We start from the raw sequence: 11,803 nt of genomic DNA, 5'->3' as shown, positions 1-11,803 counted from the left end.
ACTCGTGCGCAAGCTTCTCCCGCTCATCGGCAACCCGCATGGGGGCGGCCGTTCCGCCCTCACCTGCCGCTACCGCTGCGGCGACGCATGCTTCCACGAGGTGCCCAACACCAGCGACAACGAGTACGTCGGCGACGTCATCGCCAAGGCCTACTCCCGCCGCTCCATGCTGCGTACGGCCGCCGTCGTGACCGTCGCCACCGCCGGCGGTACGGCCATCGCCCTCACCGGCCCCGGCCAGAGCGCCAACGCCACCCCGACCGGTGAGGCCGGCGCCGCCGGTGCAGCCGGCACCGGTGCCGGCGAGGCCGCCCGCGGTCTGCGCTTCACGCCCGTCGCGCCGAACACCGCCGACCAGGTCACCATCCCCGAGGGCCACGACCAGAACGTGGTCATCCGCTGGGGCGACCCGATCGTCAAGGGCGCCCCCGGCTTCAACGCCGACAAGCAGACCGCCGCCGCCCAGGCCGGTCAGTTCGGCTACAACAACGACTTCCTGAGCCTTCTCCCGCTCGGCGACAAGTACGCCCGCCAGCAGCTGCTCGTGGCCAACCACGAGTACACCGACGAGAACCTCATGTTCAAGGGCTACGACCCGGCCAACCCGACCCGCGAGCAGGTCGAGATCGCCTGGGCCGCCCACGGCCTCGGTGTCGTCGTCGTCCAGGAGGACCACCGCAGCGGCAAGCTGACCTCCGTCAGCCGCCACGAGCTCAACCGTCGCCTCACCGCCACCAGCGTGTTCAAGCTGACCGGCCCGGCCGCGAGCAGCGCCCTGCTCAAGACCTCCGCCGACCCGACCGGCACCAAGGTCCTCGGCACGCTGAACAACTGCTCCGGCGGCACCACCCCCTGGGGCACCACCCTCCACGGCGAGGAGAACATCAACCAGTACTTCGCCAACGCCGGCAAGGTCACCGAGCCCGTCCAGGCCGCCCGCCTGAAGCGCTACGGCGTGACGACCGGCGAGACCGAGCGCAAGTGGGAGCGGTTCGACAAGCGCTTCGACGTCGCGCAGGAGCCCAACGAGGTCAACCGCTTCGGCTGGGTCGTCGAGCTCGACCCGTACGACCCGAACTCCGTCCCGCGCAAGCGCACCGCGCTGGGCCGCTTCAAGCACGAGGGCGCGCAGCCCCGCCTGACCGAGGACGGCCGCCCGGTCGTCTACATGGGCGACGACGAGCGCTTCGACTACTTCTACAAGTTCGTGTCGAGCAAGCAGATGAAGAAGGGGAACAGCCGCGCGGCGAAGGAGCACAACCTGACGCTCCTCGACGAGGGCACCCTCTACGTCGCCAAGCTCACCGGTGACTCCCCGGCCGAGCAGATCGACGGCTCGGGCAAGCTCCCCAACGACGGCGAGTTCGACGGCACGGGTGTGTGGATCAAGCTCGCCACCGCGACCGCGACCGGCGCCGTCTCGCACGTCGAGGGCATGACCGCCGAGGAGGTGTACACCTTCACCCGCCAGGCCGGCGACAAGGTGGGCGCCACCAAGATGGACCGTCCCGAGGACATCGAGCCGTCCCCGCGCACCGGCCGCGTCTACGTGGTGCTGACCAACAACTCCAACCGCGGCAAGGCCGGTCAGCCCGGTGCGGACGAGGCGAACCCGCGCAACCAGAACAAGCACGGCCAGATCCTGGAGCTCGCCGAGTTCTTCGACGACCCGGCCGGCGAGGGCTTCGCCTGGCGCCTGTTCCTGGTCGCCGGTGACCCGACCGACCCGGCCACCTACTTCGCGGGCTTCCCGAAGGACAAGGTCAGCCCGATCTCCTGCCCGGACAACGTGACCTTCGACCCGCACGGCAACCTGTGGATCTCCACGGACGGCAACCAGCTCGGCTCCCACGACGGCCTGTTCGGCGTCGCCACCGCCGGTGAGCGCCGCGGTGAGCTGAAGCAGTTCCTGACCGTGCCGCGTGGCGCCGAGACCTGTGGTCCGCTGGTCCAGGACAAGCGCGTCCTGGTCGCCGTCCAGCACCCGGGCGAGATCGACGGCGCGTCCGTCGAGAAGCCGCAGTCGGTGTGGCCCGACGGTCCGGGCAAGATCGTCCGCCCGGCGGTCGTGTCGGTCTGGCGCAAGGACGGAAAGAACATCGGTCTCTGACCGCCGCGTTGAAGTCCGGCAGTTGACAGTTTCACGTGAAACACCCCTCAACTCCCTCAACTGCCTCCGGGTAGGCGGCCCACGGGAAGTCTGAGCGTCGTGATCGCGCCTCCGTCCGGGGCGTTGGCGAAGCTCAGCTCGATCTCCAGTACCGCCGCCTGCCCGGCCGCGATCGTCAGACCGAGTCCGTGGCCGCGCCCACGGCCCGGGTCCCCGGTGCGGAAGCGCTGCGGGCCGTGCTCGATCAGTTCGGCGGGATAGCCGGGCCCGTGGTCGCGGAGCACCACGACGGGCCCGTCCACCGTCACCTCCACCGGTGGCCGACCGTGTTTGTGGGCGTTGGCCAGCAGGTTCGCCAGGATCCTGTCCAGGCGCCGCCGGTCCGTCAGCACCTCCGTGTCACGGACCACCGTCACCGAGACGGGCAGCCCGGTCGCGGCGACGGCCCGTTCCACCGCCCGTCCGAGTTCCATCCGGATCAGGTCGGCCCGTTCGACCCCGGAGTCGAGCCGGGAGATCTCCAGCAGGTCCTCGGTCAGCAGGTGCATGGCCTTGAGCCGGTCGTTGATCATCTCCTTGGGGCGGCCCTCCGGCAGCAGCGCCGCCGCGGCCAGCGAGCCCGTGAGCGGGGTGCGCAGTTCGTGCGCGACGTCCGCCGTGAACCGCTTCTCCGCCTCCAGCCGTTCCTGGAGCGAGCCGGCCATCGAGTCCAGCGCGTGGGCCACGTCCCGTACCTCGTCGCGTGAGCCGGTCCGCAAGGGATCGTCGCTGTCCGCCGGGAAGTCCACGCGCGCGTCGAGGTCACCGGCGCTGATCCGGCGGGCCACCGCGGCCGTGGCCGTGAGCCGCCGGCTGATCCGGTTGGCGAGGAACAGCCCGGCCAGTGCCACCACCCCGGCCGCGACCACGGCGGACGCCAGGATCGCGGTGTCGACGTCCCGCAGCCGCTTGCGGGTGTTCTCGAACGGGATCCACACGGCGAGGGCCTTGTCGTCGGCGGGGCCGGCGGCCCACATCACCGGCTTCCCCTTGTACGAGCCGACCATGCTCCCGGTGTCCCCGCGCGCGACGAGGGTGCGCAGCGGTCCGGGCAGGTCTGCCGGGTCCAGCACGGCGTTCACATCGCCGTGCGCCGTCCCGTACTCGTAGTGGCCGAGGGCGTGGTCCAGGTCCCGGTCCGCCTCCTTGCGGACCTCGCCGACGATCTGCCGGGCGACCACGTTGTGCACGAGGATGCCGAGGGCGGCGGCGACCATGCAGCACACCATCGTGGTGGTCAGGGCGATCCGCCAGCGCAGACTGCTCATGGCGCGCATCGTGCCCCGTTTCCGCCGGGGCAGTCGTCGAGGGTGAGCTGGGACAGGTTCATGGTCCCGGACGCGGGGTCCCACACGTAGTCGGAGACGGCGACGTAGGCGGGGTTCGAGGTCGGCTCGCGGACCGCCAAGTGCTCGGCGGCCACCTCCACGCCCTCCAGGACCGCGCGGCGGGACAGGATCCGGGCGACGCGGCCGTCGTCCCGGAGGGTGTAGACGCGGAGCTCGCTGAGGCGGCCGTCGAGGTCCAGGGCGGTGATCAGCTCGTCGCGGCCGTCGCCGGTCAGGTCGTGCAGCACGGCCGGGCGGAGGGGGCAGTCGTCGTCCACAGCCTGTGTGCAGAGCGCGAGCCGCTGGAGGGCGCGGGGGTCGACGAGGCGGCCGGTGCCGTGGTCCTGGGTGACGGAGGCCTTCATGTCGGCCCGTACGACGGCGAGGGGGTCCACGCCGCGCATTCCCTTCTCGACGGTCCCCGTCACCTTGGGTATCCCCGGCACGACGGCGGCCGTGCCGGGCTGCTGGCCGGGGTCGGGCTGTTCGGGGCGGTACTCCTTCCACAGGCTCTGGGGCGCGTGCACGGTGCCGAGGTCGCCGGAGCTCTGGAGGCCCTCGGCATCGGCGCAGCCCGCCGTGGCCGCCAGGAGGGCGGCGGTGGCCAGGATGTGGCGGCTGCGCATGCTTCGATGCTCCCCCGTCGGCCGCCCTCCGGCCCGGCCCCACGTCTGTTCGGGCTACCGCCCGCCCCGGGCTCCGCCCCGCACCCCGAACGCCTGCGGGGCCGGACGCACCGCCTCTGCACCCCGGTCCTCAATCGCCGGACGGGCTGGTTGCCTCCGGAGGCGCCTCAAACGCCGGCGGGGCTGGATCCGGCTGCTGCCGTCCGCCAGGTGCGCGCTGAATTGCCCACAGGGCAGATCCAGCCCCGCCGGCGTTTGAGGCGCGGGGTCTGGGGCGGAGCCCCAGGGCGGGTCCGGGCAGAGCCCGGGGAACGGTGGAAGGGCGGGTAGGGGACACGCTCCGCGCAGCGGACCCCGACGGCGCGGCGGTACGGGCAGCCGGGCCGGGGTCAGGGGTCCTGGCGGGTGATGGCTCGGGCGGCCACTACCTCTTGGCGGACCGGGGCCAGGACGCCGGCTTCGTCCGGGTCCAGGGGGACGTCCACATGGAACGGGGTCGTCGTCGAACGGACGTTCTCCGCCAGCTCGCGCAACTGCCGCGCGATCCACTCGACCTCGCCCGCCGCAGGCGGCAGCGCTCCGTGGTTGACCCGCACCCGCGCCGCCGTCGTCGCGTCCACGATCCGTTCGACGGCCACCACCAGCGGCCACCACGCCGTGGCACGCGTACCCGTCGGCGGGGGTTCGGTCAGGGCCCGCTGGAACTCGCTGCGCACGCCCGACAGGTCCCGGTAGATCCGCCGCCGCGCCTGGAGGCGGGCCTGCCGGACCGCCCGGAGTTCGGCGTCGTCCGCGACCGGCGCGAAGGCCCGCTCCACGTACCCGGCGGCGTCGTCCACGGCCCGCGCCAGCCGGTCGCCGATCCGGGTGTGCCAGCTCTCGGGCCACAGCAGGTAGCCGAAGACCAGGGTGATGGCGCAGCCGATCAGGCTGTCCACCAGCCGCGGCCGGATCAGGTCGAAGCCCTGGTGGTTGAGCAGGTCCGAGAGGAGCAGGATGACCGGGGTGATCGCCGCGGTCTGGAAGGCGTACCCCTTGGCGGAGAAGGCGGGGATGAGGGCGGCCAGGACCATCATCACCGGCACGTCCCACCAGCCGCGCGGTACTTCCGACAGCACGGCGGCCGCGATCACCAGCCCCCCGGCGGTGCCCAGCGCACGCAGCACGGCCCGTGAGAACACCGAGCCGAAGTCGGGCTTGAGGACGAAGGTGACGGTCAGCGCGACCCAGTAGGACCGCTCGACCTCGATGAGGGAGACGAACGACTGGGCGAGGCCGATGCACAGCGCGAGGCGCAGGCCGTACCGCCAGGAGGCGCCGGAGAGCACCATCCCGCGCACCGCCCGCCGCGCCCGCAGTCGCAGGGCGGCGGGGCGGCCGAGGCGGTCGTCGACGTTGTGGACGTCGGGCTCGGCCAGGTACACGATGGCCGCCGCGTGCCGCAGCGCCGCGTCGACGGCCCGCTCGGCCGGGGTGTGCGGTTCGGGCAGGTCCAGAGCCGGGGTTCCGGTGCGGCCCTCCTCGACGGCCGTGGCCAGCTCCCTCACGGCCGCAGGGATCTCGGGCGGTACCGGTCGGCGGCGCTGGTGCGCGGCGGGCACGGCCTCCACCAGCGGGATCACCACGTTGAGCTGGGCCAGCATCCGCACCAGCGAAGGGCTGCGGCCGTGCACCCGGGTCCGTCGGCCGAGCACGAGGTCGTAGGCCTGGTTCAGGGACTGGGTGACCTGCCGCCGGCGCTCGTCGAAGGCGGCGCCCGGCCCGCCGGCGGCCTCCAGGGCGTCGGCCAGGGCCCGGTAGGTGGCGGCGACGGCGGCCCGCTCCGGCTGCCGCCCGCGCAGCGGCCAGCCCAGCAGGGTCAGGACGAGGACGAACAGCCCGCCCGCGCTCAGCAGCAGCGGGGCGATCCACCAGGGCCGGGGCATCGGGAGCCCGGCGCCGACGACGGCGTTCAGCAGGAGCAGCAGCCCGGACGCGGAGGCGACCGTGCCGATGGACGAGATCATCCCGGAGACCAGGGCGACGAAGGTGAGGGCGCCGACCGCCACCCAGCCGTGCCCGAAGACCAGGGTGCCCAGCGCGATGCCGACCGCGCCGAAGAACTGCGGTACGGCGATGTTCAGGATCCGCATCCGGTAGGCGTCGGCGGTGTCGCTGATGACTCCGGACAGGGCGCCCATGGAGACGAGTGCGCCGTACTCGGGCTCGTCCAGCGCGAAACCCACCGCGAGCGGGACGGCCAGCGCGATCGCGGCCCGTACGACCGCGGCCCACGGGATCGGGGCCGAACTCGGCTTCAGTCCCGAGAGGAGCCAGTCGGGCGGGGCCAGCGGATGGTGCCGGGCTCGCCGCGAAGCTATGTGTTCGGTGCGTTCGGTGCTCATTCCCGTTTCCGTGCCGCCGCTCGCGAATCGGTTCTTCTGGTGTTTTACACGTCGTTCTACGTACGTGGGTACCTTCCGAGCTTATGGGGTGCGGCGGCGTCGTCCCGTCAGCCAGGCCGCCAGCGCGGTGGCGAGGCCGACCGCCAGCACCACCCAGGAGGTCGTCCGCAGGAACGCGGTGAGGGCGTCGTACACGGCCCCGGCGGCCGCCCGGTCGATGTCGGCGGGCAGGTCGTCCAGGGTGAGCCTGCGACACAGGTCCACCGCGACCCACAGCAGACCGGCGCCGATGGCGAGCCCCAGCCCCGTGGCGATCACCGCGCTGCGCCGTCGGATGGAGACCGCGATGGCGGCGGCGGCCAGGAAGAGGGTCAGCACGGGAAGCCAGATGCCCGCGATCTGGAGCATGTGGAACCCCTTCCGGAGGGCACCGAGGTTGTCGTACTCCATGACCTTCACCGAGATGTGGGTCACCGGGATCCGGTCGGCGAAGGGCACGCCGTCGTCGACGAGTTCTCCCTTGACCTGTGCGATCACGGGGGCGAGGTCGATGGTGACGGCGTCCCCGTGGCCGGTGGTGAGCGCTTCGAGGAAGGCGGCGTGCGCGGCCCGGTTCGCGGCGTCCCAGGCCGTCCGGTAGGCGGGGGTGCCGGCGAAGGAGCGCAGCGCCTCGCCGAGCAGGGTGTCCACGCCGCTCTGGAAGGGACCCGCGTCGATCTGCCCGGACAGGGCCCGGCCGGCCTGGGTGACGACGACGCTCCGTACGGCGGGGTCCTCGGCGAGCGGGGACATCGCGGCGGTGTAGCGATCGGCGTCGCCCAACTCGCGGTCGGCCCAGTACGCGACGGCGCTCGCGGGCACGAGCAGCGTCATGAGCACGATGAGGACCGCCGACAGGATGGTGCGCACGTCACCAGGGAAAGCGGGCGCGGGCCCGGGCGCGAGCGGTGCTGCTGCGGGCGGGTGGCGCGGCGTCCTCGGGCCCGGTAACGGCGTGGCACCCTTCCCTCCCGCCCATGGACGTGGTCGCCGCCCTCGCCCTGCCCTGCACGCTCTTCGCGATCGACGCCGTGGCCGTGCGCGGCCGGCCCGCACGGGTGATCCACTTGCCGGTCCGAGGTGCCGGGTGTGCCCTGGATGGAGCAGAGAGGAGCCCGTCATGGCACATGCGGCACCCGCTGCCCATCGGCAGCACCGGCAGATGGCGGACATGACCCACCCGGGCGTGCTCGCCTACGCAGGGCCCTTGCTTCTCGGAATCGTCTACGGCCTCTGGGCCGCCTGGATCGAGCGGCAGGCGGGCCCGGTCACCGTGGCCAACGTGTTCTACGGGATCCTGTGCGGCGTGCTCTTCGCCGCGATCGCGTTCGGCCTCGGCCGGATGGGCACGAACGTCATGCAGGAGGTCCGTGCGGCGGCGTACGGCGCCTTCGGCGGTATCGCCGCGGGATACCTGCACAGCCTCACCGACCAGTCGATCCTCAAAGCCGTCGTGGTGGGCCTCTTCGTCGGCATCGGCGTCGGCGCGGCGGCGTTCTACCGCTTCCACACCCACGAGGAGTGAGACAGGTCCCGTCCGCGGCGGTACTTTCGGCCGGGGCGGGTCGGTACTTCCGCCCGAGGCGGCCGAAGGGCCGCACGCACCAGACTGAACAGTGGCGCCGGTTCCCGTGCCGTGGTCGAACCTCACGTGACCACCCTCCGTTGCCGAGGGCACGGGAACCGGCGCTCCCTCATTCCTGCGGGGCCTTACGCGGCCGGGTCCGCCGGGGCGGTGCCGTTCTGCTCCCGCTCAGGGTCGGAGCCGACGGGCTGGACCGGCTGGACGGGCTGGACCGGCTGTACCGGGCGGGCCGGGCGGGCCGGCCGTGCCGGTTCGGTCTGCCGAGCCGGCGGGGCGAAGCGGGCGGCCTCGGCACGGAGCATGGCGTTCAGCGCGGCGTACGGGTCGATGGGCATGACGGAACCTCACGGGGTGCGGTGTGCGAGTGGGGGGTGTGGGTCTGCTCTCGGGCTCGGCCCGGTCAGCAGCGCAGGACCACACTCCGCGCCGTCCCCCTGGACGGCACCGCTTCGATCGACCCGCACACGCCGGCGGCCCCGGGGTGTTTCACGTGAAACACCGGGAGCGGCCTCAGTCGTACGCCGGGGATCCCGCGCTCGGCCGGTCGTACCGCAGCGCGCAGTTCGGGCTCGGAGCCCGGATCGGACGGCCCCTCGGTGGGTTCCGCGGGCGCGGTGGAGGCGGGCCGCGACTCGGCGGCCGTCGCGGCGGCCGGACCGGCTCCGAACACGCACAGCAGCACGACGCAGACCGCTGTCAGGGCCCGGGTCAGTGCCGCAAGCGCGCATTGCCTCCCGCTCATGCGAGGGGTGTGCCCCGGCATCGGCGCCGGCACCCGGCCGCGCCGCGAGCGTCCCCCGACCGGGGGACGAAGACCCCCCTAGCGGGTGCGGCGCTGCCCCGTGAGTCGGGCCAGTACGGCGGTCTCGCCGCCGACCAGGCGCAGTTGGGGCCGCCCCTCCTGGGCGTCGTTCCCGGAGAGCTCGCCGGGGGAGACCTCGCCGGGGGAGACCCGTACGACGGTGAACACGGCCGTACGACCGTCCGCGCGCGGGATCTCGACGGTCCGGCCCGGCCGCAGTTCGTCGAGCCGGAGCGTTGCCCCGGTGACCGCGGCGGTACCGGCGGTGCCGGGCGCCGGACTGCCGGAGTCCCAGGAGGCCGCCCCCTTGGGGCCGGTCAGGGGCACGTCGAGGCGCAGGCTCGGGATCCGCAGCCGCAGCGGCCGGGCGGCCCGGAGCGGACCGTGGACCGCTCGCAGCGGTCCGGGGGCGGTCCTCGGCGACCGGGCCCCCGTGCCGGGGGTGTGTTCCCCGGCGTGCTCCAGCTGCCGGACGAGACGGCGGTGGCCGGACAGGCCCAGGGCCCGTGAGGGCAGCGAGTCGTCGGTGGTCGGGGTCGAGGTGGAGGGCCGGGCGCCCTCGGTACTCTGCAACACCCCGATGCCGGTACACAGCAGAGTCACCGTCAGCGCGGCGACGACCCACTTGGCGCGGGGCATGGCGATCCTTCCCGTCCGGCGCGGACAGCCGGTTCATGTGAGCAGTGGACACCTCCTCTGCCCGTCCGCACCGTGTGAAACACCCGAGACTGACGGTGCGTCACGGGTGGTCCCGCCCGGAACCGGGGCGTCTTCGCAGATGGCGGCCGGTCCGCGGGTCGGCCGCCGAAGATGGGGGGCCTGCACCCGAACGAGTGAGACGCGGGGAGGCCCTCCGGCTTCTCGCGGGCCGCGGCTACCTGAGCACCGTCAGCGCGGCCGCGGCACCCATTGCCGCCGCCGCCAGGTGCATGGCCGGATGGCCGTAGTCGCCGGACCACAGGTGCCGCACCAGCCCGCCCAGTGCGGCGAGGGCGGCGATCAGGCCGATCTGGCCGAACAGGGTGACGGCGGTGAAGGGGGCCAGGAGCAGCAGGAGCGAGTTCAGCCAGAACGGGCCGGCGCCCGTCCATCCCCGCCATTCCCTGACCGCCGTCGGCACGTACGGCGCGTACGGCATCTACTTCCGGCCCCCTCGGGATCGCCCAGGCGTCAACTCGTCGGCTGCAAAGCCTCCTTGGGTGCGGCGGGCGGCACAAGTGCGCGTTCGGCTAGAAAACCGAAGGCGAGGCCGAAAGTCGTCCACAGCGCGGTCTGGATGGCCAGTGACGCGAGGCGGAAGTCCCAGATCAGCGTGGCCGGGAAGTCCGCCGGGACCTCGTTGATCCCGGGCAGGACGGCGTACGAGATTCCGACGAGCAGGACGAAGCCCAGGCCGGCGACGACCGAGGCGTTCCAGTTGCCGAGCCCGGGCGTGAGTCGGCGCCCGAGGATCAGCGCGCCCGCCGCGAGCAGGGCGCTCAGGGCGATCATCATCAGGTACAGGGCGGTTCGCCGGGCGGCCGTGTCGGGGTCGCCGACGGCGGGCGGGTTGGCGGGGTACTTGAGGAACGGGACCAGGGTGACGGTCACGAACAGCCCGGTGGTGACCAGTGCCGCCGTGGAGCGCGGGCCGAAGCGGCCGATGCGGCCCAGGGCGAAGCAGAAGACGAGCGCGGCGATGCCACCGAGCGCGACCCCGTAGAGGATCACGCCGGTGCCGAGGCCCGCCGTCGCCTGGAGGGCCCGGCTGACCGGGGCCTCCTCGGCGCCGTGGTCGTGACCGGCCGCGAGGTGGCCGGCCTCCTCGATGGCGATGGCCGCGTCGACCTTGGACTCGCCGAGGAGGTAGGCGACGAGGAACGCGGCCAGGCCCGCGAGGGCACCGGCCAGCATGCCCCGGACCAGGAGGATGCGGGGTGAGACGGTATTCATGTGTGGCGATCCCCTTGCGGAGGCGAATGATCCGGCAGGGGGATCAGTGGCAGGGGAAGCCGAGCAGGTGGCGGCCGTCGTGCAGCCACTCGTGGATGTTCTCGCCCTGGAAGACGGCGGTGGCGCCCTGCTCGATGCCGACGAAGTACAGCAGGACCAGCATGAGGACGGCGACGAAGGCCGCCCAGGGGGCGAGCGCGGAGAGCGAGATCGGGGCGACGGCGGGAGCCGTCGTCGGCACGGCGGTGTTGGCCATGTCAGGTACCTCCAGAGGGAACACGCGTCCCGGTCAGTGGTGCTCGCGACGACGGGGGCGGGTCTGACTCGCCTCCCCTGGGGGAGGGTTCACAGTGGCGCGACCGTGCCGGATTTTCACCGATGCTTCCGTCGTACCGTCGTCATGCAGTTGTGTCGTCCGAGACCGTACCGCGCTTACGCTCACCTTATGAACCCCCCATTGGTACGAGTTCATCTCGTGAGATTCCCGCTCGACGCGGCTGCCCGCCAAGGACGTTTCCCAAACCCGGGAAATGTGGGACGCGCGGGAAGCACGATGCCCGAGGGGCACGAGGGGCTGAGGGGGTTGGACGCCGGCGAGTGGGCGGGGCGGACCCTGGACGAGGTGGCCGCCGCGGATCCGGCCGGAGTGCACGCCTGGTTGACGGATCCCGGATACGCGCCGCCCGGTGGGGAGTCGACGGTCGCGCTGATCGCCCGCGTCGGGGCGGAGCTGGCGGCGCTTCCCCCCGGCACGCACCGGTTCACCGTGGAACAGGCCGTCGTACGGGCGGCGGTGGTGCACGCGCTGGAGCTGCCGGTGGCGGCCTTCTGGCGGCTCGACGTACGCCCGGAGTCGGTGACCACCCTCACCGGCCGCGCGGGCCGCTGGAACCTGCTGCTCGGACAGCAGGACGGCCCGGACCCCGCGACGCGGTCCGGGCCGAACTGAAGGGCCGAG

At 72.8% G+C, this 11,803-nt stretch carries 13 protein-coding genes; 3 read left to right on the top strand and 10 right to left on the bottom strand.

Features of this window, described 5'->3' with window-relative positions; all coding sequences use genetic code 11:
* Positions 1–4 precede the first annotated feature (4 nt).
* Positions 5–2,110, top strand: coding sequence for a PhoX family protein (locus ACFYYJ_RS01570; protein ID WP_389127678.1), 2,106 nt, complete (start codon positions 5–7; stop codon positions 2,108–2,110).
* Between the two features lie 56 nt (positions 2,111–2,166).
* Here ACFYYJ_RS01570 and ACFYYJ_RS01565 read toward each other — a convergent pair whose 3' ends face one another.
* From ACFYYJ_RS01565 to ACFYYJ_RS01550, 4 genes are all read right to left on the bottom strand, one after another.
* Positions 2,167–3,417, bottom strand: coding sequence for a sensor histidine kinase (locus ACFYYJ_RS01565; RefSeq protein WP_385365662.1), 1,251 nt, complete (start codon positions 3,415–3,417; stop codon positions 2,167–2,169).
* Positions 3,414–4,103, bottom strand: coding sequence for a hypothetical protein (locus ACFYYJ_RS01560; RefSeq protein ID WP_389127676.1), 690 nt, complete (start codon positions 4,101–4,103; stop codon positions 3,414–3,416). The genes ACFYYJ_RS01565 and ACFYYJ_RS01560 overlap by 4 nt, the downstream gene beginning before the upstream one ends.
* A 389-nt stretch (positions 4,104–4,492) precedes the next feature.
* The gene (locus ACFYYJ_RS01555; RefSeq protein WP_389127674.1) at positions 4,493–6,487 is read right to left on the bottom strand and encodes an FUSC family protein; all 1,995 of its coding nucleotides are present in this window, start codon (positions 6,485–6,487) and stop codon (positions 4,493–4,495) included.
* Between the two features lie 81 nt (positions 6,488–6,568).
* Entirely contained in the window at positions 6,569–7,396 is an 828-nt protein-coding gene (locus ACFYYJ_RS01550) for a hypothetical protein (RefSeq protein ID WP_384752429.1), read from the bottom strand.
* 250 nt (positions 7,397–7,646) lie between these two features.
* Between ACFYYJ_RS01550 and ACFYYJ_RS01545 the strand changes: the two genes are divergently transcribed.
* Positions 7,647–8,051, top strand: coding sequence for a hypothetical protein (locus ACFYYJ_RS01545; protein WP_385358009.1), 405 nt, complete (start codon positions 7,647–7,649; stop codon positions 8,049–8,051).
* A 185-nt stretch (positions 8,052–8,236) separates the two neighbouring features.
* Here ACFYYJ_RS01545 and ACFYYJ_RS01540 read toward each other — a convergent pair whose 3' ends face one another.
* From ACFYYJ_RS01540 to ACFYYJ_RS01515, 6 genes are all read right to left on the bottom strand, one after another.
* Complete coding sequence (locus ACFYYJ_RS01540) at positions 8,237–8,446, bottom strand: hypothetical protein (RefSeq protein ID WP_389127672.1); 210 nt, start codon at positions 8,444–8,446, stop codon at positions 8,237–8,239.
* Positions 8,447–8,511: 65 nt separating this feature from the next.
* Positions 8,512–8,853 carry a hypothetical protein gene (locus ACFYYJ_RS01535; RefSeq protein ID WP_389127670.1) on the bottom strand — a complete coding sequence of 114 codons (342 nt, stop codon included), beginning with the start codon at positions 8,851–8,853 and terminating at the stop codon, positions 8,512–8,514.
* A 78-nt stretch (positions 8,854–8,931) separates the two neighbouring features.
* On the bottom strand, positions 8,932–9,552 hold the full coding sequence (locus ACFYYJ_RS01530; RefSeq protein WP_385358014.1) for a hypothetical protein: 621 nt from the start codon (positions 9,550–9,552) through the stop codon (positions 8,932–8,934).
* 235 nt (positions 9,553–9,787) lie between these two features.
* Entirely contained in the window at positions 9,788–10,051 is a 264-nt protein-coding gene (locus ACFYYJ_RS01525; protein ID WP_385358016.1) for a hypothetical protein, read from the bottom strand.
* A 32-nt stretch (positions 10,052–10,083) separates the two neighbouring features.
* Entirely contained in the window at positions 10,084–10,845 is a 762-nt protein-coding gene (locus tag ACFYYJ_RS01520; RefSeq protein ID WP_389127667.1) for a CbtA family protein, read from the bottom strand.
* A gap of 43 nt (positions 10,846–10,888) precedes the next feature.
* The gene (locus ACFYYJ_RS01515) at positions 10,889–11,101 is read right to left on the bottom strand and encodes a CbtB-domain containing protein (RefSeq protein WP_384580282.1); all 213 of its coding nucleotides are present in this window, start codon (positions 11,099–11,101) and stop codon (positions 10,889–10,891) included.
* Positions 11,102–11,398: 297 nt separating this feature from the next.
* Between ACFYYJ_RS01515 and ACFYYJ_RS01510 the strand changes: the two genes are divergently transcribed.
* Entirely contained in the window at positions 11,399–11,794 is a 396-nt protein-coding gene (locus tag ACFYYJ_RS01510) for a histidine phosphatase family protein (RefSeq protein ID WP_389127664.1), read from the top strand.
* The last annotated feature ends 9 nt before the right edge of the window (positions 11,795–11,803 follow it).

This window comes from Streptomyces sp. NPDC002467 (assembly GCF_042889825.1).
Lineage (GTDB): Bacteria > Actinomycetota > Actinomycetes > Streptomycetales > Streptomycetaceae > Streptomyces.
This window is presented reverse-complemented; position numbering and strand designations above follow the sequence as displayed.